Raw genomic sequence first — 15,101 nt, 5'->3', positions numbered from 1 at the left:
CCCATAAGGCGCGCCGAAGCTTGCTCGTCATATAGGGTGACCCGCCCTCTTTGTCTGCCTCTGCCTTAACCGAGGTTGAAAATTGCTGGGGGTAATTCCCGGTTGACGCTTACGGAAACGGCAAGCATAGCCGGCCGATGGGGTCGCCCTCGGCCAAATATGCGATCGGTGAGCTGTGCGAGGCCTTCGGGGTCACTCCAAGGGCGCTGCGCTTCTATGAGGACGAGCGGCTGATCGCCCCCGAGCGCCGCGGCACTTCCCGCTACTATTCCGACCGCGACCGCGCCCGGCTGAGCTGGATCCTGCGCGGCAAGCGCGTCGGTTTCAGCCTCAACGAAATCCGCGAGCTGCTCGACCTTTATGACCTGGGCGACCATCGTCAGACGCAGCGGCGAGTGACCATCGAGCGCTGCCGCCAGCGAATCGACGCGCTGCGCCGGCAGAAGGACGATATCGACGCGACGATCTCCGAACTGGAGACTTTTCTAACGAGCCTGGGCAGCCCGGCCGATCAAGGGAGCAAGACGTAAATGGCCGTTTACACCGCCCCGGTGCGCGAGACGCGTTTTATCCTCGACCAGGTGCTCGAGGTCGCAAATTATTCGAACTTGAAGGGCTTCGCCAACGCGACGCCAGACCTGATCGAAGCGATCCTCGACGAGGGCGGGAAGTTCGCGGCCGAAGTGCTGGCGCCGTTGAACAAGGTCGGCGACGAGCAGGGCTGCAAGCGCAACGACGACGGCTCGGTCACCGTGCCCGACGGGTTCAAGGACGCCTACAGGCAATGGTGCGACGGCGGTTGGCCGACGCTGTCCGCGCCGGAGGAATTCGGCGGGCAGGGCCTGCCGCAGGTGCTTTCGACCGCGCTAAGCGAATATGTGCTGTCGGCCAACCAGGCGTTCGAGATGTTCCAGGGGCTGACGTCCGGCGCGATCGCCTCATTGGTGATCAAGGGCAGCGACGAGCAAAAGGCCAAATATCTGCCCAACATGGTCAGCGGCCGCTGGACCGGGACCATGAACCTGACCGAGCCGCACTGCGGCACCGACCTCGGCCTCCTCAAGACCCGCGCGGACCCCAATCCGGACGGCAGCTATTCGATCACCGGCACCAAGATCTTCATCTCTTCAGGCGAGCATGACCTCAGTGAGAACATCATTCACCTGGTCCTCGCCAAGATCGCCGGCGCACCCGACAACGTCAAAGGCATCTCCCTGTTCGTGGTCCCCAAGTTCCTGGTGAACGAGGACGGATCGGTCGGCGAGCGCAATGGAGTCAGCTGCGGAGCGATCGAAAAGAAGATGGGCATTCACGGCAACCCGACCTGCGTGCTTAACTACGACGGCGCCAAGGGATGGCTGGTCGGCGAGCCCGAAAAGGGCTTGGCGGCGATGTTCATCATGATGAACGCGGCTCGGCTCGGGGTCGGCCTCCAGGGCCTGGCCCAGGCCGAGGTCGCCTACCAGAACGCCGTTGCCTACGCGCGCGAGCGGCGCCAGGGACGAGCGCTCGTCGCCGGCGAGCGTGAACCCGACTCCAGGGCCGACCCGATCATCGTCCATCCCGACGTCCGTCGGATGCTGATGGAGATGAAATCGTTCCTCGAAGGAGCGCGCGCGTTCGTGCTGTGGGGGGCGCTGCTGGTCGACCTGTCGCGGCGCGCACCGACCGAGGAGGAGCGAGAGGAAGCCAATGACCTAGTTTCGCTTCTGACCCCGGTGATCAAGGGCTATCTGACCGACAAGGGCTTCGACAGCGCGGTCCTTGCGCAGCAGGTGTTCGGCGGCCACGGATATATCCGCGAGCATGGCGTCGAGCAGTTCGTCCGCGACGCCCGAATCGCCCAGATCTACGAAGGCACCAACGGCATCCAGGCGCTCGATCTGGTCGGGCGCAAGCTCGCCAAGGACGGCGGCCGAGCGATCCAGCGGTTCTTCCAATTGCTGTCGCGCGAGATTGCCGACGCGTCGGGCGAGGAGGCGCTGAAGCCGTTTCTCGCCGAGCTGAGCCGCGCGGTTGGCGATCTCCAGTCGTCGACCAAATGGCTGATGGACAACGGCCTCGCCAACCCCAACCAGGCCGGGGCCGCGGCCTATCCGTACATGACGATGGTGGGCATCGTCTCGGTGGGGCTGATGTGGCTGCGAATCGCCCGCGCCGCCTCAGCGGCGATTGCCGCCGGTTCGGACGATCGCGCGTTCTACGAGACCAAGCTGGTGACGGCGCGCTTCTTCGCCGACCGGGTGATGCCCGAGACCGGTGCCCTTCGGCGCAAGATCGAATCCGGTGCCGACAGCCTGATGGCGATCCCGGCGGAGGCGTTCTGAGGCGCGATTTGGTTCGGGCCCAGCCTCTAGCAACGCCCTGAATCCCTGCGTTCCGGACGCGGCTACGGTCCAGGCGATTCTGTCCCGCATCGGTACGCGGTCCAACTGGCCTGTTTTCAACTCTGTGCTGCCGGTCAAGATGGCGGGATGAACATCGAGACCTTGGACTACGCTCAGATGAGCGAGGAGGCGATGGCCGCGGCCGATCGCGCGAGCACGCTGGAAGAATGCCAGGCCCACCTCGACCGGGCGGTGCGCTATGCCCAGCTCGCTTGTCTCGAGCAGCGACGGCCGGGCCGCTCGAACGTGGTGGCAATCGCGACGGCACTGCGGCCCGCCTGCTAGCTGCTCCCTAGGACGCTTCCCGCTGCTCGACGTACCACGGTCGGAGCATGGTCACTTCGTTGAGCCGGCCCTTTTTCGGGGCGAGACGGGCGAGGTCGAACGGGTCGGTGAACTGGATTCCGAACTTGCCCGACTGCGACCAGCGCACCGAGCCGATGACCGGCCCGACGCCGACGATGTCGATGGTGATCATGGTGCCTGGCGAAACCGGGAGCGAGCATTCCACCAGCGCTCCCATCGCCGAGATGTTGCGCAGTCTGATCTCGGTCACCTGGCCATCGATTTCGGCGATCGCGCGGCGCATCAGGCGCTGCCGAGGCTCGCGGATGCACTGGTAGCCGTCGGCCTCGACGGTGACCGAATTGGCAAGCTGGCGAGCTTCCTCGTCAACCGCGGGCCGGCCGAAGATATAGCCCTGGACCTGGCTGACACCGAGCTCGCGGATCAGGTGAAGGTCGTCGTGGGTCTCGACGCCCTCGGCGGTGGTGTCCATGCCGAGCGTATCGGCGAGAGTCACGATCGCCCGGATGATGGCGCTGTTGCGATTGGTGGTCGAAGCGGCGCCACGGACGAAGCTCTGGTCGATCTTGATCTTGTCGAACGGAGCCTTCTTCAAATAGCCCAATGAGCTGTAGCCGGTGCCGAAATCGTCGAGCGCCAGCCGAACGCCGAGCCTCTTCAAACCCGCAAAGGTTTCGTCGGTGGTGTCGCCCTCGGCGAGGAATACGCCCTCGGTGATCTCGAGCTCGAGCCGCTCGGAGCGGACTCCGGTTTCCTTGAGCAGCTCGCCGATGACAGCGACGATGCCGGGGTCATTGAACTGGATCGGCGACAGGTTGACGGCGACTCGGACCTGGTCGGGCCAGTTGGCTGCTTCGAGCAATGCCGTCTTGAGCACCCATTTGCCGATGTTCGCGATTAGCCCGCACTCCTCGGCCAGCGGAATGAACTTGGCCGGCGAAATCGGGCCGCGCACCGGGTGGTTCCAGCGGACCAGCGCCTCGAAGCCGCAAATCTCCTCGCCGGCGACCCGGACAATCGGCTGGTAGGCCACCCACAGTTCGCCGCGGTCGATTGCCTGGCGAAGGTCGTTTTCGAGCACCTGGCGGTCGCTCAAATCGCTGTGCATCGCCGGCTCGTAGAAGCAGTGCTTGCCGCGGCCGGCGGCCTTGGCGGCGTAAAGCGCGAGGTCGGCGTTGCGGATCAGGCTGTCGGCACAGGCGCGGCCGGGGTCGCCGATCGCGATCCCGACCGACGCTCCGATCGTCACCCGGTGGCCTTCGATCGTGTAGGGCCGCGACACCTGCTCGATGAGGGTCCGGGCGAGCGGCTCCAGAAATCCGATGTCGACCGTGCCCGGGAGCACGGCCTTGAACTCGTCGCCGCCGAGCCGGCCGACCTGACCGTGGTCGCCCATCACCGACTTCAGCCGCTCTGCAACCTGGCGCAGCAAAGCGTCGCCGATCGGGTGGCCGAGCGTGTCGTTGACGTTCTTGAAGCGGTCGAGGTCGATCAGGAACAAAGCGCAGCCCTTTTGCCGGCTGGCCGCGTTGCGCAGCGCCTCGTCCAGGGTCTGGCGCATCAGCGCTCGATTGGGCAGCCCGGTCAGCGAATCGAACCGCGCGAGCCGGGAGATTTCCTGTTCGGAGCGGCGCTGCTCGGTGAGGTCGGTGCCAATGCCGCGGAAACCGAGGAAGCGGCCGCGCTCATCGAAGATCGGGTTGCCCGATAGCGACCAGTGCACGTCCTGGTCGCTGGCCGGCCGGACCACCACGTCCGAGAAGGGGAACCGCGCGGACAGGTGGAATCCGAGCGTCTTGCGCTCTTCGTGAATCGAGCCGACCGGGCTGGTGTCGACCGACAGCAGGTCGGGGAACGGCCGACCGAGCAGCGCTTGCGGCTCGCATTGGAAATCGTCCGCAAGCTGCTGGGAAACGTACGACAGAGTGCCTTCGGAATTGGTTTCCCAGAACCAGCCGCGGCCGCTGTTCTCGAACTCGGCGACGAAGGTCAGCGCCTTGCGGGCTTCGGCATCCAGGTTGAGCCTCTTGCGGCCGGCGGCGATGATCGTCTGCGCGCCGGCGATGCTGTAGGCGACGATGATCAGCGACAGGATCGCCGCGCCGCCGCCGACCAGCAACGATTTGGTCAGGATGAACGCACCGGCAGTCGTGACCAGCGAGTTCACGACCGCCAGCGAAGGCGAATTCACGGCGACCATCGCGGCCATCATGATCCCGCCGCCGATGAGCAGGACCGGGAATGAGTCGTGGCCGACGTGCGTTTGCGAATTGACCGCCAGCCCGACCAGGATCCACAGCGATCCCACCGCGGCTAAATAGGCCGCAAGCCCCCTGATGACGGTGTGCGGGGCAAGATTGAACCGCTCGTGCCAGTGCAATCCGGCGATGGCCACCAGGTCGAGCCCCAAAAGCAAAACCAGCGGCAAGAGGGGATTTGCGAACGATGCAGTGAGCGCATGTTCCGGGTGCAGCGCAAAAGCCGCAATGGTGGCGATCAAATGGGTGATGCCGAGCATCAGCGCCGAATAGTCGAGCGCGGCGACGCGGATGGCCGAGAGCGAATGCTCGTCGGGAGTGTCGGGCGCGAGGATGTCGAACCACAGGGCTTCGCGAATCGAAGCGCGGCTCTTCGCCTCGCCCAGGATCTCCACGGCACCTGCGAAACGCGTCCTACGCATCAACTAGCCTTCATTTTGAAAGGGAATTGTCCCGAAATGAAGGATTTAGCCGGTCGCGCGTTAACGCCGCCGCTAAGGAAGGCGGTTAGCGGCCCGTTAGCTATGCCTCTTCGGGGAGGAAGTCGGGCACCGACAAATAGCGCTCGCCAGTGTCGTAGTTGAAGCCCAGAACGCGCGGGCGCCCACCCGATTTGGAGCCGAGCTCGGGCAGCTTCTGGGCAATGGCGGCGAGCGCCGCGCCGGACGAAATGCCGATCAGCACGCCCTCCTCGCGAGCGGCCCGGCGGGCCATCTCCTTGGCATCGGCGGGGTCGACCTGAATCACTCCGTCGAGCAGGCTGGTGTCCATGATCGCGGGGACGAAGCCGGCGCCGATGCCTTGAATCGGGTGCGGGCCGGGCTCACCGCCGGACAGCACCGGCGACAGGGTCGGCTCGACCGCGAACACCTGGAGGTCCGGCCATTCCTTCTTGAGGATCTCGGCGCAGGCGGTGATGTGGCCGCCGGTCCCGACGCCGGTAATCAGAGCGTCGAGCGGCGTGTCGCGGAAATCGGACAGAATTTCCTGTGCGGTCGTGCGGCGGTGCACTTCGAGGTTGGCCGGGTTTTCGAACTGCTGCGGCATCCACCCGTCATCTGTTTCAGCGAGGATCTCCTTGGCCCGCTCGATGGCGCCTTTCATGCCCTTCTCGCGCGGGGTGAGGTCGAAGGTCGCGCCATAGGCCAGCATCAGCCGCCGGCGCTCGATGCTCATGCTGTCGGGCATGACCAGGACAAGCTTGTAGCCCTTGACGGCCGCGACCATCGCCAGGCCAATGCCGGTGTTGCCCGAGGTCGGCTCGATAATCGTGCCGCCGGGCTTGAGGTCGCCCGACGCTTCCGCGGCCTCGATCATCGCCAGCGCGATGCGGTCCTTGATCGACGCGCCGGGGTTCGACCGCTCCGACTTGATCCACACTTCGGCCGAGTCCCCGAACAGGCGGTTGACCCGGATATGCGGCGTGTTGCCGATGGTTTCGAGGATGCTGGCGGCTTTCATGGTGCGATCTTCTCCAGGCGGGGAGGAAGCCGCGAGGCCCCTCGTTGCAGTGCAGTATAGGTACGCTCGGGTCCGGGTTGAAGGGCGTCAGGCGCCGCCGGCGACCACCGGAGCCTTTTCCGGCGGCGGCTCGGGCAGGTCGAAGGTGCGGGCCTTGCGCAGCGTGGGAAACCAGCGGCTCCACAAAAGCGTGACCAGGATGGCGGCAACGCCGCCCGCGACCGTGGCGGTCGTCGGCCCGACCAGCGCGGCCGTGAAGCCGCCGCGCGCTTCGCCGAGCTCGTTCGAGGCGGATATGGCCAGCGTCGACGCCGCTCCGACCCGCCCGCGCATCGAGTCGGGCGTGTGCAGCTGGATCAGCGACTGGCGGATGTAGACCGAGAACATGTCGGCGGCACCGAGCAGCGCCAGCATGGCGAGCGACAGCAGCATCGATCGCGACACACCGAACACCGCGGTAGCCGCACCGAAAACGACCACCGCCGCGAGCATCTTCACTCCGACGTTCGTGCGGATCGGGCGGAACGAAAAATAGACCGCGGTCAACGTCGCTCCGACCGCCGGCGCCGCCCGGAGCGGGCCAAGGCCCTGGGCGCCGACTTCCAGGATATCGCGCGCATAGATGGGCAGCATCGCCGTCACGCCGCCAAGCAGCACGGCGAACAGGTCGAGCGTGATCGCCCCGAGCACCAGCTGGTTGCGGCGGATGTAGCGCAAGCCCTCGGCCATCCGGCGAAGCGGATTGCCGCCCTCGACCGGGGGGCGGGGAACCGGCCCGATCAAGAACATGGACAAGGCCGAGAAGGCGAACAGCGCGCTGCTGACTCCATAAGACAGATGGGGGGTGATGTCGTAGAGGATGCCGCCGAGCGCGGGGCCGAAGATCGCCCCGGCCTGCCACGCGATCGAGCTCAGCGCGATGGCCCGCGGGAGCAGGTCGCGGGGGACCAGATTGGGCGCCAGGGCACTGAACGCCGGCCCGGCAAAGGCACGCGCCACCCCGAGCAGCGCAGCCACTCCAAACAGGATTGGAAGGTTGATGCGCCCGCTCCAAGTCGCCGCGAACAGGATCAGTGCGCACAGCAGTTCCAGTCCCAGCACGGCTTGGGTGATGTGGCGGCGATCGAAGCGATCGGCGGCCCAGCCGCTCACCGGAGTCAGGGCGAACAAGGGAAGAAACTGAAACAGCCCGATCAGCCCGAGCTGGAAGGCTGAATCGCCGACGCTCATGGTCTGGCGGGCGATGTCGTAGACCTGCCAGCCGATGACGATGACCATTGCCATCTGGGCGATGGTGCTCGCGAGCCGCGCCAGCCAATAGGCGCGAAAGGCGGGGATTTTTAGCGGTTCAGGGAGCAAGCCTAGCTGCCGATAAAGTCGAGCAGGTCAGCGCTCAACCGGTCCTTGTGGCTGGCGAATAGGCCGTGTGCAGCGTCTTCATATTCGATGAGCTTTGAGCCGTTGATGGCCTTTGCAGCGGCGCGGGCGGTGAGCTCGATCGGAACCGTGCGGTCGTCGATGCCGTGGATGATCAGGGTCGGCATGGTGAACGAGTCGAGATCGGGCCGGAAATCGGTTTCCGAGAAGGCTCGGACGCAGGCGACCGTTGGCCACAGTCCCGCGTTCATGGCCTGGCGCCACGCATCGTCGAGCAGCGAGTCGCTGACCGGCTTGTCGAGGAAGCTGGTGCCGAAGAAATCCTTGAAGAAGCCGCGGAAGAAATCGGCGCGGTCGTTGCGGATCCCGGCGATCATCCCGTCGAACACCTCCTTGGGAGCGCCTTCGGGATGATCGTCGGACTTGAGCAGATAGGGCACCACCGATCCGATCAGCACCGCGTGGCTGACCTGGTGGGCCCGCTGCCGGGAGAGGAAACGCGCGACCTCCCCGCCGCCCATCGAAAAGCCGGCGATGGCGATCGGCTGGCCGATCCCGGCGTCTTCGAGCACCCTCGCGACGTCGTCGGCGAAGGTGTCATAGTCGTAACCGGCCCATGGCTGGTCGGACCGGCCGAATCCGCGGCGATCGTGGGCAATCGCCCGATAGCCGTTTTCGGCCAGCGCGAGTGCGGTATCGTCGAACGTGTCGCTGCTGAGCGGCCAGCCGTGGATCAGGACGACCGGGCGGCCCTGCCCCCAATCCTTGTAATAGATCCGGGTCCCGTCCCGAGCGGTCGCGTAGGGCATATGTCCTCCTGTTCCCCCGCCCAGCAGCGCCCCTAGGACAAAGCCGGGCGATTCGCTAACCTGCCGGCATGGCCAAACCCAAGTCGCGCTATGTCTGCCAGGCCTGCGGGTCGGTGAGCAGCCGCTGGCAGGGCCAATGCGCCGACTGCGCGGAGTGGAACACGCTGGTCCAGGAAACCGGCGCAGTGTCGAGCATTTTCGCCGCCAAGCACAACCTTCGCGGCGGCGGCCGCACCATCGAGCTGGTCGGGCTCGACAGCCAGGTCGAGCTGCCGGCACGGTTCGCAACCGGCATTGCCGAGTTCGACCGCGCGGTCGGGGGCGGCATCGTGCCCGGATCGGCGATGCTGGTCGGTGGCGACCCGGGCATCGGCAAGTCGACCTTGCTGTTGCAGGTCGGGGCACGGCTGGCCGAGCAGGGGCAGCGGGTCGTCTATGTCTCCGGCGAGGAATCGGCCGAGCAGATCCGGCTGCGCGCGGTGCGGCTGGGGCTCGGCAAGTCGCCGGTGCAACTCGCCGCCGCGACCTCGGTCCGCGATATCCTGACGACCGTCGAGGGCGAGCCGCCGGCATTGCTGGTGATCGATTCGATCCAGACGATGCATTCCGACCTGATCGAGGGGGCGCCCGGAACCGTCAGCCAGGTTCGCGCCTCGGCTCAGGAGCTGGTCCGCTTCGCCAAGGAGCAGGGCAGCGCGGTGGTGCTCGTCGGCCACGTCACCAAGGACGGCGCCATCGCGGGCCCCAGGGTGCTCGAGCATATGGTCGACACGGTTCTGAGCTTCGAGGGCGAGCGCAGCCACCAGTACCGAATCCTGCGGGCGATGAAGAACCGCTTCGGCGGCACCGACGAGATCGGCGTGTTCGCGATGGAAGAGGCGGGGCTCAGCCAGGTGCCCGATCCGTCGGCCTTGTTCCTCACTCGCCGCTCGGAGCCGGTTTCGGGAACCAGCGTGTTCCCGGCGCTCGAAGGCACCCGGCCGGTGCTGGTCGAGATCCAGGCGCTGACGGTGCGGCTGGCGAGCGGCGCGACCCCGCGCCGCGCCGCGGTCGGCTGGGACTCGGGGCGGCTGGCGATGATCCTCGCGGTGCTCGAGGCGCGCTGCGGGCTGAGCTTCGCGACCGCCGAGGTTTATTTGAACGTCGCCGGCGGATACCGGCTGTCGGACCCTGCGGCCGACCTCGCGGTCGCCGCGGCGCTGATTTCGGCGCTGGCCGAGCGGCCGGTTCCGAGCGAGTGCGTGGTGATCGGGGAGATCGCGCTGTCGGGCGAGGTCCGCCCGGTCGCCCATGCCCCGCTGCGGCTCAAGGAATCGGCCAAGCTAGGGTTCGAGACTGCATGGGTGCCGCCCGGGATCAAGGGTGGAAGCGGCATTGCGCTCGCCGAATTCGCCAATCTCAAGGCGCTCGCCGACCACATCCTGACTCGCTAATCTGGGCTGGCGAAGCCGCCGATAGCCCGCTAGCCGCACCTCGATGAGCGCGCTCGACATCTTCGTCATCCTGCTCCTGGGCGGGGGGGCCCTCATCGGCTTCGTCCGCGGCTTCGTGCACGAGGTGCTCTCGCTGTTCGCCTGGATCGTGGCGATCGCGATGCTCAAGCTGTTCCATACCCAACTGTCGACCGGCTTGACCGACCCGGTCGGAACTTCGGCCGGCGCGGCCGTCGTCGCGTTCGCGCTGCTGTTCATTCCAAGCTTCATGCTGGTCAAGCTGCTCGCCCGCTCGATCGGCGGCAGGACTCGCAAGTCGCTGCTCGGCCCGGTCGACCGGGTGCTCGGCGGCGGCTTCGGGATGATCAAGGGGTTGCTCGGAGCGACCCTGTTCTTCCTGCTCGCCAATCTCGCCACCGACATGCTCTACGGGCCGGAAGCCGAGCGGCCGGAATGGATGACCAGCTCGCGGACCTATCCGCTGCTCAACGCCAGCGGCCTCGCGATCGTCAACTGGGTGGAGCAGCGCCGGCTCGAGCCCAATCCGGTGGGCACGCGATGATCCGGCTGTACGACACCATGGCGCGCGAGAAGCGGGCGTTCGAGCCCGCCGACCCGAAGCGCATCACCATGTATGTGTGCGGGCCGACGGTCTACGGGCGCGCCCACATCGGCAACGCCCGGCCGGCGGTGGTGTTCGACACGCTCGCCCGGCTGCTGCGCAATGTCTATGGGCCCGACAGCGTCGTCCACGCAGCCAACGTCACCGACATCGAGGACAAGATCATGGCCGCAGCGGCGGCGGAGAACGTGACCATCGAGACCATTACGGAGCGCTACAGTCGCTTCTATTTCGAGGATCTGGCGGCGCTTGGCGTGCCGCGGCCCGACATCGTGCCGCTGGCAACCCAGACCATTCCGCAGATGATCGGCATGATCGAGCGACTGATCCTCGGCGGCCATGCCTATGCGGAACAAGGCCATGTGCTGTTCGATGTGCCGAGCTGGCCCGATTACGGCAAGCTGTCGCGGCGATCGATGGACGAGATGATCGCGGGCGCTCGCGTCGATGTTGCCCCCTACAAGCGCTCGCCGGCGGACTTCGTATTATGGAAGCCGAGCAGCGACGACCAGCCCGGCTGGGACAGTCCCTGGGGCCGGGGGCGCCCCGGCTGGCACATCGAATGCTCGGCCATGATCGAGGCGCATCTTGGCGAGACGATCGACATCCACGGCGGCGGCCTCGATCTCGAATTCCCTCACCACGAGAATGAGATCGCGCAGAGCCGCTGCGCAAACGGTGGAGCCCCACTCGCCAATTACTGGCTGCACAATGGCATGGTCGACATGGGCGCCGACAAGATGTCGAAGAGCCTCGGCAACATCGTCAGCGTCGGCGAGCTGCTCGAGGCTGGGCACCGCGGCGAGACTCTTCGGCTGGCGCTGTTGTCCGCGCATTACCGACAGCCGCTCGCCTGGACAGAGGCCGCGATCGGTCAGGCGAAGACCATGCTCGATCGTCTGTACCGTGCGGCCGATGATGCCAGTCCGGGCGACATTGACGGCGGCGTGCTCGATGCACTGACCGACGATTTGAATACGCCGCTGGCGCTGACGCGCTTAATGGAGATCGATGATGGGCCGACGATCAAGGCCAGTGCGAGCTTGCTCGGCCTGCTCGGGCAGGACACCGAGGACTGGCTTAAAGGCCGCATAATCTACCTTTCGGGAAAGGGCAAAATCACATTTTCCGGGGAAGCCCGCGCCGAAATTATTAAAGGAGAGCAGTACATCGAGGCGCGGATCGCCGAGCGAGCCGAAGCAAAGGCGCGCCGCGACTTTGCGACCGCCGACCGGATCCGCGACGAGTTGAAAGCCGAGGGGATCGTCCTTGAGGATGGGGCAGGCGGCACCACATGGCGCAAGGAATGAACGCGCCGCTGTACACAGTCGAGATTTTGCGGCTGGCAGGCTCGCTACCCGACCCGGTGCGGCTTGAGCGGGTCGATGGCGCGGCGCAGCTTCGCTCGCCGACCTGTGGAAGCACGGTGAACACCGAAGTCCAGATGGAGGGCGAGGTCGTGGCCGGCCTGTCCCAGCAGGTCCGCGCCTGCGCGTTCGGCCAGGCCGCGGCGGCGCTGGTCGTCAGGCACGCGGTCGGGAGGACTCGCGACGAGGTCGCCGAGGCGCTCGCGGGCCTGACGCGGTGGCTCGAGGGCGGCCGTGACGATCCAGGCGGGTGGGGGCTCGAGGCGCTCGCGCCCGCGCGGTCGCGGACTTCGCGGCACGGCGCGATCGTTCTGCCGCTGCGGGCACTGCTCGCGGCGATCGAGGACGCCCGGAGTTGAACGGCGCGGGGGCGGAGGCGGCGCAAACCGGCGGGATGCTGCTCACCGGCGCGTTCATGCTCGGAGCGGCGCTGATCTTCGTCACTTTGTTCCGCAAGCTCGGCCTCGGCGCGACGCTCGGCTACATCGTCGGGGGCGCCATGATCGGCCCCCAGGCGCTCCGCCTGGTCGGCGATCCAGAGGCGGTGATGCGTGTATCCGAGATCGGCATCGCATTCCTGTTGTTCCTGGTCGGGCTGGAGCTTCACCCCAGCCGGTTGTGGCGATTGCGCAAGGACATTTTCGGGCTCGGCTTGATCCAGGTCGTGCTGTGCGGGCTGGTGCTGAGCGCGCTGATCTACGTCGGGCTCGATTTCAGCATCCAGGCCAGCCTCGCGCTCGGCCTGCCGCTGGGCCTGTCGTCGACCGCGCAGGTGCTGCCAATGCTGCGCTCATCGGGGCAATTCAACACTCGGCGCGGCGAACGGGCCTTTTCGGTCCTGCTGTTCCAGGACCTGTCGATCGTGCCGATGATCACGATCATCGCCGCGATGTCGCGCGCACCGGTCGATCCCGACCAGCCGTCTGGCGCGATGCTCGCGCTGTATACGGTCGCCGCGATCGTCGGCCTCGTCCTCGCCGGCCGGTTTATTCTCAATCCTCTCTTCCGGCTCGTGGGCCGGCTTGGCGAGCGCGAATTGTTCGTCGTCGCCGGGCTGTTCGCGGTGATCGCCAGCGCGTCGCTGATGCACACTCTGCATCTGTCCGTCGCGCTCGGAGCATTCGTCGCCGGCGTCGTTCTCGCTGAATCGCCCTATCGCCACGAGCTCGAGAGCGACGTCGAGCCGTTTCGATCGATCCTGCTGGGCATGTTCTTCCTGTCGGTCGGGATGTTGCTCGACCTGACCGCGATCGCCTCCGACCCGCTGTTCGTCATGGGGGCGGCGGCGGCCCTGATCCTTGTCAAGGCGCTGCTGATCACCGGGCTGGCTCGGATGTTCGGGGTGCGGATGGGACGAGCGATCTGGCTCGGGCTGCTGCTCAGCCAGGCGGGCGAATTCGGCTTCGTCCTGTTTGTCCAGGCTTCCGCGGCCCGGTTGATCGCGCCCGAGGTCGCCTCGTTGTTCAGCGCCATCGTCACCGTGTCGATGATCGCAACTCCGTTCCTGATGCGCCTGACCGAATGGGTTCTGGAACGAATGCCGGAGCCCGAAGCGGGTCATCAGGGACCCGAGTTCTCGCCCGAGACCAACGCCATCGTCGTCGGTTATGGCCGGTTCGGGCAGACCGTTGCCCAGATGCTGATGGCAAAGCGCATTCCGGTGACCATCGTCGATCGCGACTCCGAGCAAATCGAGGTCAGCGAGGGCTTCGGAACAAAGGTCTATTACGGCGACGGAACCCGCATCGACCTGCTTCGAACCGCTGGAGCAGAGACGGCCGAGGCCATCCTGTTTTGCCACGACGACCGGGATCTGACTCGTGAAAAGCTCGAAGCGATTCTCGAGGCCTTCCCCCAGGCGCAAGTGCTGGTTCGGGCTTACGACCGACGCCACGTGATGGCGCTGGACGGACTCGACGTCGCGCTCATTCAACGCGAGCTGTTCGAAAGCGCGGTTTTGATGGGCAGGGAGGCGCTGCTCAAACTCGGAATCGCGCGGCGCGAGGCCGACCGGGTCGAAACCGCGTACCGCCAGCGCGACTCCGAGCGGCTCGAGCGGCAGAGCGCCACCGGGGACTTGCGAGCCGCGCGCGACCGCATGTTCGGCGTCGATTCCCCCCTTCCGGACGAGCAATCGAGGGACCCGGCCTAGGCCTCGCTGCCGTTGAGGTGGTCTTCCAGGGCCTTGAGGATCGAATCGACGACGTCGCGATGCGCGCCGTCACCGCTTTTCACATGGATGTGCGCCGACGCGTAGGATGGCCGGCGCTCTTCGGCGAGCCGCTCGAGCGTGCCCTTCGGATCGCCGTTGCGCAGAAGCGGCCGAGTGTTCCGCCGCGAGGTGCGGTCGGCGAGCACGTCGACGGACGCGTCCAGCCAGACGGTGATCGCGCGATGGTTCAGCAGGTCGCGGGTGCCCGGATCGACGAAGGCGCCGCCGCCGGTGGCGATCACCCGAACCTCGCCATCGATCAGGCGAGCAACCAGCCGACGCTCGCCGTCGCGGAAATCCTGCTCGCCAAAGCGTTCGAAGACCTCGGCGGCCGAATAGCCGGCGGCGTCCTCGATGGCGGCGTCGCTGTCGACGAACGGCAGGCCGAGCCGTCTTGCAAGGCGGCGACCGACGGTCGATTTGCCTGCGCCCATCAGGCCGACGAGGACAATGGGACGGTCGAGGCGCTTGACCAAATGTTGCACGCGTGGGGCTATACAGCGGCGGGCAAGCTCGGGCAAAAGCCGGCGCCTGAATCGCCAGCATAGCGGAACATCATGTCGCGAATCGCAGTCCTCATCCTCATCGTCCTGCTCGTCATTGGCGGCCTGATCTTCCTTTCGACTCGGGCCCGCGAAGTCCCGGTGACGACCATCGAGACCGATGTCATTGCCAATGCGCAATAGCCGGCTGCTGATGGTCTCGGCGGCGCTGGCGCTGGCGTTCCCAGCACTGGCGGCGCTCGCGCAGAACGCCTCGCAACCGGTCACGCCGAGCCCAACTCCAACCCCGTCGCCGACCCCGACACCGACCCCTGCGCCTACCCCCAGTCCGACGCTGCCGACGACGCCGACGCCGCGTCCGAGCCC

14 protein-coding genes are annotated in these 15,101 nt (G+C 66.4%); 9 read left to right on the top strand and 5 right to left on the bottom strand.

What is annotated here, in order from left to right; translation table 11 throughout:
• Positions 1-137 precede the first annotated feature (137 nt).
• From H0T81_RS03075 to H0T81_RS03065, 3 genes are all read left to right on the top strand, one after another.
• Positions 138-530 carry a MerR family DNA-binding transcriptional regulator gene (locus H0T81_RS03075; protein WP_294009641.1) on the top strand — a complete coding sequence of 131 codons (393 nt, stop codon included), beginning with the start codon at positions 138-140 and terminating at the stop codon, positions 528-530.
• Entirely contained in the window at positions 531-2,327 is a 1,797-nt protein-coding gene (locus H0T81_RS03070; protein WP_294009638.1) for an acyl-CoA dehydrogenase C-terminal domain-containing protein, read from the top strand. It begins immediately after the preceding gene.
• Between the two features lie 147 nt (positions 2,328-2,474).
• Positions 2,475-2,672, top strand: a complete 198-nt coding sequence (locus tag H0T81_RS03065) for a hypothetical protein (RefSeq protein WP_294009636.1) — start codon at positions 2,475-2,477, stop codon at positions 2,670-2,672.
• A gap of 7 nt (positions 2,673-2,679) precedes the next feature.
• On the opposite strand, the gene H0T81_RS03060 is transcribed toward H0T81_RS03065, so the two are convergent.
• The 4 genes from H0T81_RS03060 to H0T81_RS03045 all read right to left on the bottom strand — a co-directional run bounded on the left by H0T81_RS03060 (position 2,680) and on the right by H0T81_RS03045 (position 8,598).
• A complete protein-coding gene (locus H0T81_RS03060; RefSeq protein WP_294009634.1) occupies positions 2,680-5,373 on the bottom strand; it encodes an EAL domain-containing protein in 2,694 nt (897 codons plus the stop codon).
• A 100-nt stretch (positions 5,374-5,473) separates the two neighbouring features.
• Entirely contained in the window at positions 5,474-6,412 is a 939-nt protein-coding gene (cysK, locus tag H0T81_RS03055; RefSeq protein ID WP_294009632.1) for a cysteine synthase A, read from the bottom strand.
• An 87-nt stretch (positions 6,413-6,499) separates the two neighbouring features.
• The gene (locus H0T81_RS03050; protein ID WP_294009630.1) at positions 6,500-7,771 is read right to left on the bottom strand and encodes an MFS transporter; all 1,272 of its coding nucleotides are present in this window, start codon (positions 7,769-7,771) and stop codon (positions 6,500-6,502) included.
• 2 nt (positions 7,772-7,773) lie between these two features.
• Positions 7,774-8,598: an alpha/beta hydrolase gene (locus H0T81_RS03045; RefSeq protein ID WP_294009627.1), complete on the bottom strand. Its 825-nt coding sequence runs from the start codon at positions 8,596-8,598 to the stop codon at positions 7,774-7,776.
• A 68-nt stretch (positions 8,599-8,666) separates the two neighbouring features.
• Between H0T81_RS03045 and radA the strand changes: the two genes are divergently transcribed.
• From radA to H0T81_RS03020, 5 genes are read left to right on the top strand one after another with little or no spacing between them, the layout of a single operon-like run.
• Positions 8,667-10,031, top strand: a complete 1,365-nt coding sequence (gene radA / locus H0T81_RS03040) for a DNA repair protein RadA (RefSeq protein ID WP_294009625.1) — start codon at positions 8,667-8,669, stop codon at positions 10,029-10,031.
• 43 nt (positions 10,032-10,074) lie between these two features.
• Entirely contained in the window at positions 10,075-10,593 is a 519-nt protein-coding gene (locus H0T81_RS03035) for a CvpA family protein (protein ID WP_294009622.1), read from the top strand.
• A complete protein-coding gene (cysS, locus tag H0T81_RS03030; RefSeq protein WP_294009619.1) occupies positions 10,590-11,963 on the top strand; it encodes a cysteine--tRNA ligase in 1,374 nt (457 codons plus the stop codon). The genes H0T81_RS03035 and cysS overlap by 4 nt, the downstream gene beginning before the upstream one ends.
• Positions 11,960-12,379, top strand: coding sequence for an iron-sulfur cluster assembly scaffold protein (locus tag H0T81_RS03025; protein ID WP_294009615.1), 420 nt, complete (start codon positions 11,960-11,962; stop codon positions 12,377-12,379). The genes cysS and H0T81_RS03025 overlap by 4 nt, the downstream gene beginning before the upstream one ends.
• A 35-nt stretch (positions 12,380-12,414) precedes the next feature.
• Positions 12,415-14,172 carry a cation:proton antiporter gene (locus H0T81_RS03020; RefSeq protein ID WP_294009679.1) on the top strand — a complete coding sequence of 586 codons (1,758 nt, stop codon included), beginning with the start codon at positions 12,415-12,417 and terminating at the stop codon, positions 14,170-14,172.
• On the opposite strand, the gene H0T81_RS03015 is transcribed toward H0T81_RS03020, so the two are convergent.
• A complete protein-coding gene (locus H0T81_RS03015) occupies positions 14,169-14,717 on the bottom strand; it encodes a shikimate kinase (protein ID WP_294009612.1) in 549 nt (182 codons plus the stop codon). The two genes, H0T81_RS03020 and H0T81_RS03015, sit on opposite strands and share 4 nt — an antisense overlap.
• Positions 14,718-14,789: 72 nt before the next feature.
• Here H0T81_RS03015 and H0T81_RS03010 point away from each other — a divergent pair, with 72 nt between their 5' ends.
• Positions 14,790-14,918: a hypothetical protein gene (locus H0T81_RS03010; RefSeq protein ID WP_294009609.1), complete on the top strand. Its 129-nt coding sequence runs from the start codon at positions 14,790-14,792 to the stop codon at positions 14,916-14,918.
• Positions 14,919-15,101: the final 183 nt, after the last annotated feature.

Source organism: Sphingomonas sp., from assembly GCF_013812825.1.
Classification (GTDB): domain Bacteria; phylum Pseudomonadota; class Alphaproteobacteria; order Sphingomonadales; family Sphingomonadaceae; genus Sphingomicrobium.
The sequence above is the reverse complement of the archived record's forward strand: the minus strand, read 5'-3'. Positions and strand labels throughout refer to the sequence as shown.

What these genes read in the sequence shown, in the direction of transcription:
- H0T81_RS03035 (WP_294009622.1), top strand. Translation starts at nt 10,075, where the DNA reads ATGAGCGCGCTCGACATCTTCGTCATCCTGCTCCTGGGCGGGGGGGCC.
- H0T81_RS03020 (WP_294009679.1), top strand. Translation starts at nt 12,415, where the DNA reads ATGCTGCTCACCGGCGCGTTCATGCTCGGAGCGGCGCTGATCTTCGTC.
- H0T81_RS03075 (WP_294009641.1), top strand. Translation starts at nt 138, where the DNA reads ATGGGGTCGCCCTCGGCCAAATATGCGATCGGTGAGCTGTGCGAGGCC.
- radA (WP_294009625.1), top strand. Translation starts at nt 8,667, where the DNA reads ATGGCCAAACCCAAGTCGCGCTATGTCTGCCAGGCCTGCGGGTCGGTG.
- cysK (WP_294009632.1), bottom strand. Translation starts at nt 6,412, where the DNA reads ATGAAAGCCGCCAGCATCCTCGAAACCATCGGCAACACGCCGCATATC.
- H0T81_RS03025 (WP_294009615.1), top strand. Translation starts at nt 11,960, where the DNA reads ATGAACGCGCCGCTGTACACAGTCGAGATTTTGCGGCTGGCAGGCTCG.
- H0T81_RS03060 (WP_294009634.1), bottom strand. Translation starts at nt 5,373, where the DNA reads ATGCGTAGGACGCGTTTCGCAGGTGCCGTGGAGATCCTGGGCGAGGCG.
- H0T81_RS03010 (WP_294009609.1), top strand. Translation starts at nt 14,790, where the DNA reads ATGTCGCGAATCGCAGTCCTCATCCTCATCGTCCTGCTCGTCATTGGC.
- cysS (WP_294009619.1), top strand. Translation starts at nt 10,590, where the DNA reads ATGATCCGGCTGTACGACACCATGGCGCGCGAGAAGCGGGCGTTCGAG.
- H0T81_RS03070 (WP_294009638.1), top strand. Translation starts at nt 531, where the DNA reads ATGGCCGTTTACACCGCCCCGGTGCGCGAGACGCGTTTTATCCTCGAC.
- H0T81_RS03045 (WP_294009627.1), bottom strand. Translation starts at nt 8,598, where the DNA reads ATGCCCTACGCGACCGCTCGGGACGGGACCCGGATCTATTACAAGGAT.
- H0T81_RS03065 (WP_294009636.1), top strand. Translation starts at nt 2,475, where the DNA reads ATGAACATCGAGACCTTGGACTACGCTCAGATGAGCGAGGAGGCGATG.